The 14,129-nt window shown below is 57.6% G+C and carries 14 protein-coding genes; 4 read left to right on the top strand and 10 right to left on the bottom strand.

The genetic code is table 11. From position 1 onward, the window contains the following. Window positions 1-2: 2 nt before the first annotated feature. From LA5095_RS03555 to LA5095_RS03515, 9 genes are all read right to left on the bottom strand, one after another. Window positions 3-515 carry a TRAP transporter small permease gene (locus tag LA5095_RS03555; protein ID WP_055111968.1) on the bottom strand — a complete coding sequence of 171 codons (513 nt, stop codon included), beginning with the start codon at window positions 513-515 and terminating at the stop codon, window positions 3-5. Next, window positions 515-1,549 (bottom strand): TRAP transporter substrate-binding protein, encoded by a 1,035-nt coding sequence (locus LA5095_RS03550; RefSeq protein ID WP_082442799.1) that lies wholly within the window; start codon window positions 1,547-1,549, stop codon window positions 515-517. The genes LA5095_RS03555 and LA5095_RS03550 overlap by 1 nt, the downstream gene beginning before the upstream one ends. Before the next feature lie 403 nt (window positions 1,550-1,952). Beyond that, complete coding sequence (locus tag LA5095_RS03545) at window positions 1,953-3,185, bottom strand: Tm-1-like ATP-binding domain-containing protein (RefSeq protein WP_055111966.1); 1,233 nt, start codon at window positions 3,183-3,185, stop codon at window positions 1,953-1,955. Next, the gene (locus LA5095_RS03540) at window positions 3,182-4,156 is read right to left on the bottom strand and encodes a phosphotransferase enzyme family protein (protein ID WP_208992533.1); all 975 of its coding nucleotides are present in this window, start codon (window positions 4,154-4,156) and stop codon (window positions 3,182-3,184) included. The genes LA5095_RS03545 and LA5095_RS03540 overlap by 4 nt, the downstream gene beginning before the upstream one ends. Then, the gene (locus tag LA5095_RS03535; protein ID WP_235808842.1) at window positions 4,149-5,453 is read right to left on the bottom strand and encodes an aspartate aminotransferase family protein; all 1,305 of its coding nucleotides are present in this window, start codon (window positions 5,451-5,453) and stop codon (window positions 4,149-4,151) included. Before LA5095_RS03535 ends, LA5095_RS03540 begins: the two co-directional genes overlap by 8 nt. Window positions 5,454-5,467: 14 nt before the next feature. Next, on the bottom strand, window positions 5,468-6,955 hold the full coding sequence (locus LA5095_RS03530; protein WP_055111962.1) for an aldehyde dehydrogenase: 1,488 nt from the start codon (window positions 6,953-6,955) through the stop codon (window positions 5,468-5,470). Between the two features lie 6 nt (window positions 6,956-6,961). Then, on the bottom strand, window positions 6,962-8,485 hold the full coding sequence (locus LA5095_RS03525; protein ID WP_055111960.1) for a tripartite tricarboxylate transporter permease: 1,524 nt from the start codon (window positions 8,483-8,485) through the stop codon (window positions 6,962-6,964). 7 nt (window positions 8,486-8,492) lie between these two features. After that, a complete protein-coding gene (locus LA5095_RS03520) occupies window positions 8,493-9,032 on the bottom strand; it encodes a tripartite tricarboxylate transporter TctB family protein (RefSeq protein ID WP_055112742.1) in 540 nt (179 codons plus the stop codon). 69 nt (window positions 9,033-9,101) lie between these two features. Beyond that, window positions 9,102-10,037, bottom strand: a complete 936-nt coding sequence (locus LA5095_RS03515; RefSeq protein ID WP_208992532.1) for a tripartite tricarboxylate transporter substrate-binding protein — start codon at window positions 10,035-10,037, stop codon at window positions 9,102-9,104. A gap of 285 nt (window positions 10,038-10,322) precedes the next feature. Here LA5095_RS03515 and LA5095_RS03510 point away from each other — a divergent pair, with 285 nt between their 5' ends. From LA5095_RS03510 to LA5095_RS03500, 3 genes are read left to right on the top strand one after another with little or no spacing between them, the layout of a single operon-like run. Continuing rightward, window positions 10,323-11,108, top strand: coding sequence for an IclR family transcriptional regulator (locus LA5095_RS03510; RefSeq protein WP_055111957.1), 786 nt, complete (start codon window positions 10,323-10,325; stop codon window positions 11,106-11,108). After that, complete coding sequence (locus LA5095_RS03505; RefSeq protein ID WP_055111955.1) at window positions 11,098-11,760, top strand: HAD-IA family hydrolase; 663 nt, start codon at window positions 11,098-11,100, stop codon at window positions 11,758-11,760. Before LA5095_RS03510 ends, LA5095_RS03505 begins: the two co-directional genes overlap by 11 nt. Before the next feature lie 12 nt (window positions 11,761-11,772). Beyond that, window positions 11,773-13,128, top strand: a complete 1,356-nt coding sequence (locus LA5095_RS03500; RefSeq protein WP_055111952.1) for an aminotransferase class III-fold pyridoxal phosphate-dependent enzyme — start codon at window positions 11,773-11,775, stop codon at window positions 13,126-13,128. Between the two features lie 57 nt (window positions 13,129-13,185). Here the strand turns inward: LA5095_RS03500 and hpaR are convergent, their stop codons facing one another. After that, the gene (gene hpaR / locus LA5095_RS03495; RefSeq protein WP_055111950.1) at window positions 13,186-13,638 is read right to left on the bottom strand and encodes a homoprotocatechuate degradation operon regulator HpaR; all 453 of its coding nucleotides are present in this window, start codon (window positions 13,636-13,638) and stop codon (window positions 13,186-13,188) included. Between the two features lie 103 nt (window positions 13,639-13,741). On the opposite strand from hpaR, the gene LA5095_RS03490 reads away from it, so the two are divergent. After that, window positions 13,742-14,128 carry a 5-carboxymethyl-2-hydroxymuconate Delta-isomerase gene (locus tag LA5095_RS03490; protein WP_055111948.1) on the top strand — a complete coding sequence of 129 codons (387 nt, stop codon included), beginning with the start codon at window positions 13,742-13,744 and terminating at the stop codon, window positions 14,126-14,128. Window position 14,129: the final 1 nt, after the last annotated feature.

The following is a 14,129-nucleotide window of genomic DNA, read 5'->3' as shown; positions in this document are numbered from 1 at the left end:
GGTTATCCTTTCGACAGAATGCTTGCGTCGCGCAGCAGCGTAAGCAACGCGGCAACTGCCAGCAGCGCCAACGAAATCAGAATCGGGATGAACGCGATCCAATGCGGTATCTGAAGGATCGTCGTCGTGTAGTCGTATTCTTTCTGATCGAGCATGCCGAAATACATGCGCCAGATCAGAAGAATCGCGAAGCCGAGAGCGACCAGAGACCCAAGCAGCGTGAAAAACGCGATCATCCTCTTGGAGGCGCCTGAAGTAAAAATATCGGCAGACACATTCGCACCTACCAACTGGCAATAGGGCAGGAACGAAAAGACAGCGACCGCCACACCCATTTCGGTCAGCTCGAAATCTCCAGGAAAGGGCTCACCGAAGAAGTTCGACCCGATGATGGAGACCATGTTCACGGTGACGACAAGAAGCAGCAGCAAGCCGCCCAACAGTGCCCAGCCCGTTATCAGCCTGCCGGCAGTTCCGGCGAAACCGGAACTGCCTGCTTGCATTTCAGTGGTCATCAGTTGGACGCGTTCCTGGCAACTGCGGCCCTGGCTTTTTCAACCAGTGCGTTGCCATCAATTCCTTTTTCTGAAACTTCGTCCACCCAGCGACCGACGACAGGTGCCAGCGCCTCGTTGAAAGCTGCTGTTTCTTCAGGTGTCAACGTGATGTGCGTATTGCCGGCCTTGGTGGCCAGACCAATACCGAAATCATCGGCACCGGCCCAGATATTGCCGACTTCCTCTGACCAGGTTGCATCGGAGGCGTCCCGGAATGCCATTTTCACATCGTCCGGCAATGCGTCCCAGCGTGCCTTGTTCATGGAAACCTGGAACACCGTCGTTCCGAAGCGCTCCTTGTCGGCACCTTCGATCTGATATTCGGTCTGTTCCTGGATTTTGAGCGGCGGAATGATCTCCCAGGGGATCATGGCGCCGTCAATGACGCCCTTTTGCAGCGCCGTCGGCAATTCGGGAACCGGCATTGCAACAGGCGAAGCGCCGAGCGCTTCGATCACCCAGGCTCCGGTGCGCGTCGGGATGCGAATTTTCTTGCCTTCAAGATCGGCAGGAGAGCGGACTTCCGTGTCTGTCATGTGAATGCCCTGCCCTGCATGTACATGCAGGAACATGACTTCCACACCCTTGTAGTCGTCTTTCAGATCGCTTTCGAACAGTTCCTTGAGCGCGAGGTTCGTTGCCGCGGTATCATTTTTATGGACACCGGGAAGCTCGAAAACCTCGGAGCGCGGAAACAGGCCAGGCGTGTAACCGTTCACGGTCCATACAAGATCGACAACACCGTCGCGGACCTGGTTGATCAGCTCCGGCGGGCGTCCGCCAAGCGTCATCGCCGGATAGATTTCAATCGAGACCTTGCCGCCGGAATTCTCTTCAACGCGCTTTGCCCAAGGCACCAGCATCTGCGCATGCGCCGGAGCCTTTTCTCCAATGAAGTGATGCAGCTTGAACTCATGGTCCGCTGCCACCACCGGTGTTGCACCAAATGCAAACAGGGCGGCCCCCAGAACCGCATTCTTGAAATTGCTCATGTTTCCTCCTCCAGTCGGCTTCCGTGTCCGGTTGTCTTGATTGTGTCTTCCAAAACGGACTTTTTCGACCTTTGCCAACACCTTATCGGTTCAATCGGCAATCGTCGCGCCTTTCCGCCTATTTGAATCCGTTCGACCGGGCACGGCAGCCTCCGGAAAATCAAAGGCCGCTCTCCGGTCACCAGATCATATTCATTAATTAGTTTGGGAATGTAAATTGAGATATCCGGCCATATACTTTCCGTTTTCGGAAACAATAACCGCCATACGGTCGCATGAACTAGGTACCGGCGCGTACCGTTTCTGGCGCTTCGGCCTTCGCAAAGCTGGACTTGACGGATCTCGCAGGTGAAGCGAACAACAGCGACTCGCACAGCGGTCCCTTCCCTACTTCGGCATTTCCCTACTTCGGCCTTACAACGCCACGATCCACCCAATCGTCGAAGATCGTCAATACGGCTTCATCGAATTCAGGATCGTTTATGTGGGCATCGATCTCGGTCATCGGAATTCGTCCTGGCAGCACGATACGAGCCTCTTCCACAAAGGCGGACAGCCCTTCCGGATCATGTGCTTCCTGTCCGGGCCGATCCCATTCTTCTATTCCGCCCGTCGGAAGCAGGAAGTGCACTTCACCCTCAGCACCTTCGAGCCGGTCGCCAAGTTCGTGAACCCAGCGGCGGCGCTCGTCTGAATTGAAAACCGAACTTTTGATAAGCCTGTTATGTTCATGGAAGGGCCGGTCGGCATATTGTTCCGGGATCTCCTGCCAGCCCGCAAAGTCGACGAGATCGAGCGCTCCGGGCGCAACAATCTGCGGAATTCCGCTCTTGCCTGCGCTGGTCAGCCGGTCACTGCCGCTACTGACCAGGGACCCGGCCAACAGGTTGCCGAATTCCTGCAGGCAGAAATCCATGACGCAACAGAAAGCGCCGCTTTTTGCCAGGCTTTCAAATGCCATGCCACCCATCCCTGTCGAGTGAAATACCGCGACCTCAAAGCCGCGTTCTTCCAACTCCGGTTTCAGGGATTTCATGTATTTCAGACAGCTTGATCCGAGTGACGTCATGCCGATCAGTGGCTTTGCGTTGTCTGGCGGCTGTGCCGCCCTTGCGGCTCCAAGAACGGCTCCGGCAGCCTGGGCAAGCGAGGATTTGCAGATCGAGTTCAGGCCGTAAAGGCCGCCCGCCCACAAGATCATCTGTATGTCCGGAGCGAGCCTCTCCGGCGGGATGAGTGGAGAAAAGCTCACTGTAGATACGATATATTTGGGAACACCAAGCGGCAGGGCCTGTGCGCAGTCGAGGGCCAGGTCAGTTCCCATGGTGCCTCCAAGCGCGATCATGCCGTCGACACGTCCCTGGCGCCAGGTCTCTGCCGCAAGTTTGGCCGCGCCGTCGGACATGACCCTGAAGGCCTGGTTTTCGTCGCCGAGCGCAATCACCTCGTCAATGGTCATACCCCCGGCGCGGGCAACTTCGTGTTTTGAAATCGCAGTTGGTTGCGCAGGGTCACCAAGAACGCTCACATCCATCGTCAGCACCTTGCCACCCTGCTCCTCAATGCGGGCCTGAATGAATTCCAGTTCCGCATTCTTGGTGTCATAGGTGCCGATGGAGAGGATTGTCTTGGTCATGGCGATACCTCAAGATTCGGGAGGGGTGAGACCCGGGAAGTGGACAGAAAAGCTTCGGCAAGCGTCGTTGCCTCCGAAATCATGCGCTTGTTGCGGACCAGGCCACCATCTTCTTCCAGTCTGGGTATGATCCAGCCGACATAGGTCACGGCTCGCAAAGCCAAAAACAGATCAAGCGCCGAGGTGTCTATCGGACGTTCCTCGCGATACGCCCGCAGCATCGCTTCTCGAAGTTCGGGATAGTCCGGCTCGTGCCTGTTCTTGATCAGCGCTGTTGCGATATCGAACAGACGAAAACCAAATCCGCCATCATCAAAATCAATCAGATGAAGAGTTTCGCCTTCAACCATGACGTTTTCGCGGACAAGATCAGCGTGGATCAGGCCGGTGTCCAAGCCTGTTTCAAGTTCTTTCAAAGCCAGGTCGGCTCGGGTCCGAAATTGCAGCAGCAATTCCCTTTCCGCATTGTCCAGGTCCGGGTTTTCCCAGAATCTTCCCCAGAGCGGATCGGGACCAACCAGTGCTTTCCGGCCCCAGGTGGCGCGTGTGAATCCTGCTGGCAGGCTCCAGCGATCTGAAAGGGCATGGACCCGGGCCATCAATCGCCCCAGTTTGCGAAAGATGCCTTTTCGGTCCGGGTGCTCGAGGGGTTTTCCGGTCCTGCCAAGCGGACTGCCGGACATCCACGACAGCATGCTCACCTGCTGCCCGTTCGTTTCCCGCAGATATTTGCCGTTGTCGGACGTAACGGGAGACGGAACACTGATCCCGACCCTGCTGAGTTCCGCCATCCATGCGAGCTCTGATTGGAGTTCTTTGCTCGATCTCAGTCCCCTGCGATGCAATCGCAAAGCGGTCGTGCGCGCGCCATCATACACCTTGAAGACTTGATTTTCACGGGCGGCAACCAGTGACACCTGTGCGTTTTCCATCCCCCAGGGCGCCAGCAGATCTGCAAGGTCTTCATGCATGGCGGAGTGGCGTCGATGTCAGAACATCGTCCAGAGTTTCAAACAAGAGATCGACATGTTCGGCCGCAAACGGCATAGGCGGCCTGATCTTGAGCGTGTTCTTGTGGCGGCCGAGCTTGCTCAGGATGATTCCACGCCGTCGCATCTCATTCACGATGCGGTCTGCATAGTCGCCGGCCGGTTCCTTCGTGCCACGATCAACCACGAATTCAGCGCCGAAAACCATGCCGCTCTGGCGCACGGTACCAATTACCGGGTGCTTTTCCGCCAGGTTTGAAAGCCGTTCGGCCGCCAGCGCTCCCATGCGGGCGGCATTCGACCGCAAGTCCTTTTCTTCAAGTTCCTCCAGCACCGCCATGGCAGCAGCGCATGAAACGGGATTGCCTCCGAACGTGTTGAAATAGCGGAAAGCATGGCGAAAGCGGGCCATGATTTCGGACGTGGTAACCAGGCCCGCGACCGGGTGACCATTGCCCATGGGCTTGCCCATGGTCACGATATCAGGGACGACGCCCTGCTTCTGATGCGCCCAGAAGTGACTGCCGCATCGGCCGAAACCCGACTGCACCTCATCGCAGATCAGCAGGCCGCCCGCCTTGCGGACCGCCTCGGCGGCTGGCCTGAGCCACCCTTCAGCCTGCGTAGGGAAACCTTCATTGAGGAAGAGCGGGCACACGATCAGCGCTGCAAAGCCGGTCCCGTGGTCTTCAAGTTCGTCGATGGATGCCTGAACATGCGCTGCAAAGCGCTCACCGTCCGGATCGTCGATCCGGTAACTGTCCGGCGCTTCCACGTGACGGATATAGTCTGCGAGACCGAAACCAACTTCCGGCACGTTGCTTTTGGAAAGGTGGCTTACCAGTGTCGTATTGCCGTGATAAGTCGCGTTTGTTGCGATAATCCCGCGCTTGCCGGTCATCGCCTCGGCCATCCTGAGCGCGATGTCGTTCGCCTCGGACCCTGCACAGGTCAGGATCGCCGTTGACAACGCATCATCAAAAGTACCCGTAAGCCTCTCAACGTAATCAAGAATACCTTCGTGCAGGTATCTGGTATGCGTGTTCAGCCGAGAAGCCTGACGAGAGACAGCCTCGACGACGCGGGGATTGCAATGTCCGACATGCGGCACATTGTTATAGCAGTCCAGATATCTGCGCCCATCCGCATCCCAGAGCCAGACGTCTTCACCCCTCACGAAATGAATCGGCTCATCATAGAAGGTTGACACATTGGGCCCCAGCAGGCGCCTGCGGCGTTCAAGCAGTTCTGCCGTCTTTGGTGGCATTGGAGCGGTCATGACATGAGATTCCGTCACAGCTGGATCCAGGCGGTCTTGAGGTCGTGATACTTGTCCAGGGCATGAAGGGACTTGTCATGGCCGTTGCCGGATTGCTTTACTCCGCCCAGCGGCACGGTCAGATCGGCACCACCATAGGTGTTGACGTGGATGACACCGGAGCGAATTGCGGCGATCATGCGGTGCGCACGGCCGAGATTTTCCGTCCAGACACCGGACGCCAGACCGAATTCCGTGCTGTTGGCAATCCGGATCGCATCATCTTCGTCCTTGAAGGGCGTCACCGCCAGAACCGGGCCGAAAACTTCCCTTTGCGCAATCGTATCGGTCGGCTTCACATTGGTCATGACGGTCGGCTGCATGTAATACCCGCCCGTTTCTTCCAGGATCCGTTGCCCCCCCGTACGCAGGTCAGCACCTTCAGCCTCAGCCGTCTCGACAAAGCCAAGATCCGCTTCCAATTGCGTCAGGCTGTGCACTGCGCCGATCTGTGATTTCAGATCCAGTGGATCGCCGACCCGGAATGCCCGGGCATGGGCACAAAGGGCGCTCACGAAGTCGTCGTGAATGTCCTGCTGGACGAGCAATCGTGACCCGGCGACACAGACCTGGCCGGAGTTTCTGAATATGCCTGCGGCGGACACCCTGGCTGCTTCTTCCAGGTCCGGTGCGTCATTGAAGACGATGTTCGGTGATTTGCCACCCAGTTCCAGATAGCAACGCTTGAGGTTGGACGCCGCAGAGTAGTTCAGGAGCCGGCGGCCTGTCGCGCCTGAGCCGGTAAACACGAGCACATCGACATCCATAGACAGCGCAAGCGCTTCGCCGACGACGGCGCCGGGGCCGGTGACGACATTGAACACACCGTCTGGAACCCCTGCTTCGGCAGCCAGCGCGGCAATCCTGAGAAGGGACAGCGATGCAGATTCAGCAGGCTTCAGAACCAGTGAATTTCCCGCTGCAAGTGCCGGGGCGATTTTCCAGGAACCGATCATCAACGGAAAGTTCCAGGGTACAATGGCTCCGACAACACCGACCGGCGCATGATGCACAAGCGCGAGAATGTTCTGTGCCGTGGGTGCAATTTCGCCATACACCTTGTCGATCACTTCAGCGTAGTACCGGAAGGTCCCGGCGGCAGACAGGGCCTCGGCCTTGTAGGCCATGTTGATTTCCGTGCCGTTGTCCCGGACACCGAGCACGGTCAGCTCCAGGGCGTCACGCTCGATCAGGTCGGCAAGCCTGTGCAGGACTTTCTTGCGATGCGCGGGAGCCGTCTTCGACCAGCGGCCATCCTCGAATGCTGCTCGCGCGGAACGGACTGCCCGGTTCATGTCAGCAGCACTGCCGGATGCCAGACCGCAAAGGCGGGCCCCGTCAATCGGGGAAACAACATCAAGCACTTCACCGGTTTCCGCGGGCGACTGCCGGCCATCGATGTGATGACCCTGATCGGGAACCGGGATTGCGCGAAGAGCATCTATTGCGCCCTGTTCCAACATTGGTTTTTACCCTTGTTGTGTTGAGGTATCTGAATTGCTTGACGTTTCCTGCAAGCGTTTGGACTTGTGCTCACGAATGACCGTCCGCACGTGCAGGATCAAAATGAGCAAGATCATGACGAACAAGACTGCCGCAATCGGCCGGTCGACAAAATCGAGTGGCGATTTCACCCGCGCCATGGCGCTGCGCAGCTTCACTTCCATGATACCGCCCAGAACCATCCCGAGAATTATGGGAACGATCGGCAGGTTGAGCCGTTTCAGGATAAGGCCGAAGACACCGAACGCGGACGCGATGGCGCAGTCGGTGATCGAGTTGCGCAGCGAATAGACGCCGACAAACGACAAGGTCAGGATCATCACTCCCAGGAACCGTGTGGGGATCTGGATGATTTTCAGAAGCAGGTTCGTGGACGAGAGCAGGAAAGCCAGCACGATGACATTGAGCAGGATCAGCGCGATGTAGATCGCGATCACGAAGTCCAGCTGCCCCTGAAACAACTGCGGACCGGGAATGACATTGTGAACATAGAAGACCGACAACATCATGGCCGTCAGTGCTTCACCTGGTATGCCGAGCGCCAGGAGCGGTATCATCGCGGCGCCCGGAACAGCATTGTTCGCCGCCTCCGACGCGATCAGACCTTCGGGAGCCCCATTGCCGAATTCATCGGGTGTCTTCGAGGTTTTCTGTGCGTAGGTATAGGACAGGAACTGGGCCGTGAATTCGCCGACACCCGGGATCATTCCCATCAGGACTCCGAGGCTGGAAGACACCGAAGCGACGCGCTTGAAGCGGAACAATTCGCTCAAGCCGGAAAAGAGATTGCCTTCCACCCGGGCCTCACCGGGCTTGTGATCCTTGTCGACCAGAAGCAGAAGCGCTTGCGAAATTGCAAACAGCCCGAGCACGACGACGATCAGGTTTATGCCCGACGTCAGCCAGGTCATGTCGAATGTGAAACGCTTGGTGTATTTGACCGGCTCCAGCCCGATCGTGCTCAGAAATATGCCGAATGAGGCCAGCATACCAGCGGCAAAGACCTGACCGCGATGGGCGAGCACGACGAGGATGATGCCGAGCAACGCTGCAAGGAAAATCTCCCGGCTGCCAAAATGCGGGGCGATCATGGCAAGCAGAGGCGAGAGCAGGATCAGGCAGACAACGGAGAAGATGCCGCCAAAAAAGGATGCGGAATAGGCGAGCGAGAGCGCGCGATGGCCCTCGCCGCGCTTGGTCATCGGGTAACCGTCATAGGTTGTCAGTGCATTGACGGCCGTTCCGGGCGTATTGATCAGGATCGCCGGAATCGCACCGCCATACATGGACGAGCCGTAGACGCCGAGCATCAGGGTCAGACCGACGATCGGTTCAAATGCGAAGGTTGCCGGCAGGAGAATGGCAATGGCGACCGCCGCGCCGACGCCCGGCAATGCGCCAATAATCACACCGCCGATCGACCCGAGCAGAAGAGCGACCAGAACCTGCCACTGGGACAGAATGGCAATGCTTGAAAGAAGTGTTTCCATTACCGCCTCACAAATAGGTCAAGGCAAAAGCCCGGAGTGGTTCAGGAAATGCTTCATAGATCTGTCCTGCGGGAATTTTCACTTGCAGGATCGACCTGAAGATCACCGCGACACAGACCGCGAACAAAGCAGCAAATCCAATGAAACGAGGGGTGGCCAGACCGACGCGAACCGTCAGAAGACAAGTGAACAGCACTGTCGTCGGCAGATAGCCAAGCAGGGGTACGACCGCGACATAGAGCAGAAAATAGAGAACGAACTCCAGCGACCGAAGCCAGAAAACGACCTCGAACCACCTGCCTAGAATGCGCGGTGAGCACAGGGAACCGACGAAGTGGAAAATCGCGAACAGCGTCATCGCGATCAGCGAGGCTGCCGGCCAGAACCGGGGCTGTGCGAACCACTTCGTTCGCTTGACCCATGATGTTTCCCCATAGATCTGCGTGAGCAGGAAAACGGAGATAGCCAGGAAAAGGATCGCAAAAACAATATCGCCGGGACGCCTGTGCCGCCGGAACAGTTCCTGAAGTGTCTTGATATGTGCCATCAGCCCGACCTTTTGCACTGCACAGGCCGGACGGTTGCGTCACGCAGACCGTCCGGCCGAACGAGAGGCTTATTCGCCGAGCAGTTCGGAGATCTTGCCGTTGACCGCCTTGTCCGAAGCGATCTGGGCGTTGGATGCATCCGCATCCTGCCAGTAGATCAACACTCCTGTTTCGCCGATCAGATTCCGGGCCTCGGGCTTTTCAAGGGCGGCCTTGGCGGCAGCTTCGATCTTTTCGCGCGCATCCGCAGGAACATCTTTGTGCACGAAGAGACCATTCCAGAGCGCAACATCGAGATCCGGGTTGATTTCAGACACCCTAGGCACGTCCGGAATGATGGAAATCCGCTCGGTACCGATGCTTGCGAGGATCTTCAGATCGTCCTTGCACGGAAAAATCTGCTGCAGGGTGGTGTTGATCACGTCCACGTCGCCAGATGCAAGCGTGTTGCAGTTGAGTTCGTCAAACGCTGCTTCGCTGGCGAAATCGAAATCGGACGAAGCTGCCAGCGCGAACGTAATCCGGGTTGGCGGCAGCACGGAGCCGAAATGGCCAAGTGCCACGTCATTTTCCTTCGCATATGCCACCAACTCCTCCCAGGTGGAGTATGGCGCATCAGCGCCGGCAGCGATCACAAAGGGGTAAGTCATGAAAATGCCAACCGGCTCAAACGGGTTGGGTGTCAATTCGGGAATTCCGATGAGTTCACCGGCTATCGGTACGGCGGGAACGAAGGACCCGATTGTGTAACCGTCCGCCGGCGCGGTCGCGACCTCCACGGCACCAGGGAACGGACCACCGCCACCGCCCGGCTTGTTCACGACCGCAGCCGGAACGCCATACATGTTTTGAAATTCATCCGCGATCATCCGCGTCAGAACATCTTCCAAATCGCCCGGAGGCCAGGGAACGATGAAGGAAACGGGCTTTTCCGGATAGTCCGCCAAAGCAGCCGTTACACTCATCAAGCTTGCCGCAGTTATGGCAATTGCATGCTTCCTCATAATCACGTCCCTCATCTGGTGGTTATCTGCCTGCCTTGTTCGGCCGGTCTGAGTAATTTTTTATTTGCATTGTTAAAGGTTGTCATATTAAATAACTAACTGTCAACCTCCAATCAAACGGCGGATTGCACAATGTCATTCTCGAAGATGGTTCAAATAATGAACCCTCGGTCGCAAATAAATATTGTTTCAAATGCAACTATCTGTCAAGATCAATGTGAAGCGACGCTCGCGGCCACGTTGCCGGGAGACACAAAACGGCAATTGACACGGACCGGATATTCGATGGGTACGATCACTAAGGCGCTCAATCTGCTGAACCACTTTTCTCCGAACCATCCGGAAATCGGTCTGACGGAATTCCGTAAACTGTCAGGTCAGGACAAGGCGACGGTTCACCGGCACCTGATCGAACTCACTTCAAACGGCTTCCTTGAGCAAAATCCCGTAACCCGCGGTTATCGGCTCGGGCCCGCGATCCTTCGGCTCGCTGCCGTCCGCGAACGCCTGTTTCCGGCAAGAACGATCGTTGCCCCTCTGGTGGAAGCCCTGGCATCCGAACTTGGCGAACTGGTGCATGTCTCGCTTCGTGAAGGCAATCACATGTCACCGTTATTTCATCATGACGCCCTGATCCACGGTACGCGGGTCTATTTCGATGAGGCGGAACTGCTTCCCCTGCATGCAACGGCATCGGGTCTGGCAATGCTGGCCTTCGGTCCGGAAAACCTGCTGCCCGACCTGCTCAAAACGCCCCTGCCAGCTGCCACCGAACACACCATAACCGATCACAATCTCCTGAGATCGACGGTCGAAAAGGTGCGCGAGGCGGGGATCGCCTTCGTCGACCAGGGATTCGAAGCACACGTTTCCTCATTTGCGGCCCCCCTGTTCGGCGACCAGCCGGAAGCTATCGGAACAATCGCGGTGGCCCTTCCAACCGTCCGGGTGACCGATGACATGAGGCGCAGAATAAAGGCCGCCCTTCCCCGAACCGCCAATGAAGTCACCGAAAAGCTCGGCGGCACGGTCCCGGTTGATCTCAGAAGGATCTGGACCAATGCCGCTTGAAGCCGACGCTCTTGTCCTGGACTTCGGCGGGGTCGTCACCCGCACCCTCTTCGAGACCCATGATCTCACCGAACGCGCACTTGGCCTGGAACCGGGAACCTTGACGTGGCAGGGGCCGTTCGAGCCCGGTTCGGATCCCCTTTGGCGATCCATGCAGGCAGACGAAATTTCCGAACGTGACTACTGGCGCCGGAGAACCGAGGATGTCGCTGCCCTGACCGGCAGGCCGTGGTCGGAGATGGCCGATTTCGTGAAAGCGGCGCGTGGTGCGGATCCGGAGGCCGTCATACGCCCGGAGGCGCTGCAGGCTATCGAGACCACACGCAAGGCCGGCAAGAAACTCGCAATCCTCTCCAATGAACTCGATCTCTTTTACGGGTCGGACTTCAAAATGAAACTGCCGTTCCTGCAAGGCTTCGACACCATTGTCGACGCCACCTACACAAAAATCCTGAAACCCGACCCAAGGGCTTACGAACTCTGCCTGAGCGAACTCGACCTGCCTGCGGAGGCCTGTGTTTTCGTCGATGACCAGCTCCGCAACATCAGGGGCGCGGAAGCAGTCGGCATGCACTCTGTACACTTCGACGTTCTCGACCCGGCAGCTTCCTATTCGGAAGCCTTTGGCCTGCTCGGCCTGTCATCCAGTTAAAGGAGATCCGAAATGAAGGAAGCAAACTTCCTTAAGGAAAACAATGCCCGGCACGTGTGGCATCCCATGGCGCATACAGCTGACAGCCTGGCAAATCCACCCGACATCATCGTCGGTGGTGACGGGGTCGAGATCACCGACGTCGACGGCAACAGGGTTGTCGACGCCGTTGGCGGTCTCTGGAACGTCAATCTCGGATATTCCTGCGAACCGGTGAAGCGGGCCATTTCGGATCAGCTCGACAAGCTGCCCTACTACTCGATCTTTCGCGGCACGACCAACGATGCGGTGATTGAGCTGAGCACGATGCTCCGGGATTTCTTTGAACCGGACGGTCTGAGCCGCGCCTTCTTCACCTCGGGCGGTTCCGACAGTGTCGAGGTTGCCCTCCGCCTTGCCCGTCAGTATCACAAGATTCGTGGCGAATCTGGCCGGATCAAGTTTCTCAGCCTGAAGAAGGGCTACCACGGAACCCATACCTTGGGCGCGTCTGTAAACGGCAATGCCAATTTCAGAACAGCCTATGAACCGCTCATGCCGGGCTGTTACCATATTCCCGCGCCTTACACCTACCGCAATCCATTCAACGAAACGGATCCGCAGAAACTGGCTCAGCTCTGCCTGTCGGCCCTGGAAGACGAAATCAGGTTCCAGGATCCGAGCACCATTGCCGCTTTCATCATGGAGCCCGTACTGGGCGCCGGGGGTGTCATTCCGCCACATGAAAGCTTCATGCCGGGTGTCCGGGAGATCTGCTCCAAACACGGCATTCTGCTTGTTTCCGACGAAGTCATAACCGCCTTCGGCCGCACGGGCAGTTGGACAGGTGCCCGGCACTGGGGTGTTCAACCTGATCTTTTGTGTTGTGCCAAGGCGATCACCAACGGCTATTTTCCGTTCGGGGCCGTCATGGTCGCGGAAGGCGTTGCAGAAGTGTTCGAGAAGGATGAAACCGGCAAGGGATCGATCGGTTCCGGCTATACCTATTCGGGCCACCCGGTCGGCGCAGCGGCAGCTATCGCCTGTCTTCACGAAACCGAACGGCTGAACGTGAAGGACAATGCCGCGGCAAGGGGCAAGCAACTGCACGAAGGCCTTCGCAAGCTTTTCATGAAACATGAACTGATCGGAGACGTTCGCGGCGGCCACGGCCTGATGTGCGCACTGGAACTTGTTGCCGACCGCGCAACAAAAGCGCCGATCGACAAGGCAACCATCGGCAAGGTGCACCGGACAGCCTACGACAACGGCACGATGGTACGGGTCTCCGGCAACAACATCATCCTGTCGCCACCACTGGTGCTGACCGAGGGACATGTGGACACCATCCTGAACGCCCTTGATGCAGGCCTGGCGGCGGCAGGCTGACCAGCGCAAAAATGTGACGCTCGATAAGTGGTCAACGTTTTTCGAGTCGGCAGGTTTTCAGAGCTTCTGGAAATCCTCCAGAATATCCAGCAGCTCTGCCAGCCGGTCCTTGCCGATGACCTCCTCGATGCGGGTGGCGATGGCCTGTGCCTGGTCCAGCTTGTCGTGGATGATCGCCTGACCGGCCTCGGTGATGGCGACCGTCTGCTTGCGCCGGTCCGTCTCGTCTGCCTGACGGGTCACAAGGCCCTTTTCCAGGAGCGTCTGCACGATCCGTGTCTGGCTCGGCAAGAGCAGGCAGGCCCGCTCGGCCAGCGATGACGCGTCCTGCGGTCCGAACTCTTCCAGAACCCTGAGGATCCGCCACTGCTGCTCGGTGATGCCGCAATCCGACAGCATCTCGCGTATCGGGCCCATGACCTTTTCCCGCGCCCGGATCAGGGCGATCGGAACGGAGCGTTTCGTTGAAGGCAGCGCAAGGGCGCCAGTGGCATTCAGATCGTCGGTCATTGTCGGCTCATAGCGAATTGTGGTGCGGTTGGACACAAAAAGTTTGACATCGTCATCTCAATATATTTAACATAGCAAATATTGTGCTGTTAAGGAAAATGTCATGCCGCACATTACCATCGAATATTCCGCGAACCTCGAACAGCGCATCACTGTTCAGGATCTGTGTGAGCACCTGCGCGTGGAAGCCGCCCGGATCGACGCCTTCCCGATGCCGGGTATCCGCGTGCGTGCCCTGAAGGCGGAGCATTACAGCATTGCCGACGGCAATCCGGAACACGCCTTCATCGATATTTCCGTGCGCCTGCGTGCCGGACGACCGATGGACGTCAAGAAGGACGCCGCCAGCCGCCTGTTCAACGCCGCCAAGGCGTTCCTGGAACCGGTCCTGGCCACCAGTTCGCTCGCGCTTTCCCTGGAAATGCGCGACATCGATCCGGACCTTTCGCCCAAGACGGGCACCATACGCGACCATTTGGGGACTGCTTGAA

Source organism: Roseibium album, assembly GCF_001404515.1.
In the GTDB taxonomy this organism is placed as follows: Bacteria; Pseudomonadota; Alphaproteobacteria; order Rhizobiales; family Stappiaceae; genus Roseibium; species Roseibium album.
This window is presented reverse-complemented; position numbering and strand designations above follow the sequence as displayed.

What these genes read in the sequence shown, in the direction of transcription:
- LA5095_RS03555 (WP_055111968.1), bottom strand. Translation starts at nt 515, where the DNA reads ATGACCACTGAAATGCAAGCAGGCAGTTCCGGTTTCGCCGGAACTGCC.
- LA5095_RS03550 (WP_082442799.1), bottom strand. Translation starts at nt 1,549, where the DNA reads ATGAGCAATTTCAAGAATGCGGTTCTGGGGGCCGCCCTGTTTGCATTT.
- LA5095_RS03545 (WP_055111966.1), bottom strand. Translation starts at nt 3,185, where the DNA reads ATGACCAAGACAATCCTCTCCATCGGCACCTATGACACCAAGAATGCG.
- LA5095_RS03540 (WP_208992533.1), bottom strand. Translation starts at nt 4,156, where the DNA reads ATGCATGAAGACCTTGCAGATCTGCTGGCGCCCTGGGGGATGGAAAAC.
- LA5095_RS03535 (WP_235808842.1), bottom strand. Translation starts at nt 5,453, where the DNA reads ATGACCGCTCCAATGCCACCAAAGACGGCAGAACTGCTTGAACGCCGC.
- LA5095_RS03530 (WP_055111962.1), bottom strand. Translation starts at nt 6,955, where the DNA reads ATGTTGGAACAGGGCGCAATAGATGCTCTTCGCGCAATCCCGGTTCCC.
- LA5095_RS03525 (WP_055111960.1), bottom strand. Translation starts at nt 8,485, where the DNA reads ATGGAAACACTTCTTTCAAGCATTGCCATTCTGTCCCAGTGGCAGGTT.
- LA5095_RS03520 (WP_055112742.1), bottom strand. Translation starts at nt 9,032, where the DNA reads ATGGCACATATCAAGACACTTCAGGAACTGTTCCGGCGGCACAGGCGT.
- LA5095_RS03515 (WP_208992532.1), bottom strand. Translation starts at nt 10,037, where the DNA reads ATGAGGAAGCATGCAATTGCCATAACTGCGGCAAGCTTGATGAGTGTA.
- LA5095_RS03510 (WP_055111957.1), top strand. Translation starts at nt 10,323, where the DNA reads ATGGGTACGATCACTAAGGCGCTCAATCTGCTGAACCACTTTTCTCCG.
- LA5095_RS03505 (WP_055111955.1), top strand. Translation starts at nt 11,098, where the DNA reads ATGCCGCTTGAAGCCGACGCTCTTGTCCTGGACTTCGGCGGGGTCGTC.
- LA5095_RS03500 (WP_055111952.1), top strand. Translation starts at nt 11,773, where the DNA reads ATGAAGGAAGCAAACTTCCTTAAGGAAAACAATGCCCGGCACGTGTGG.
- hpaR (WP_055111950.1), bottom strand. Translation starts at nt 13,638, where the DNA reads ATGACCGACGATCTGAATGCCACTGGCGCCCTTGCGCTGCCTTCAACG.
- LA5095_RS03490 (WP_055111948.1), top strand. Translation starts at nt 13,742, where the DNA reads ATGCCGCACATTACCATCGAATATTCCGCGAACCTCGAACAGCGCATC.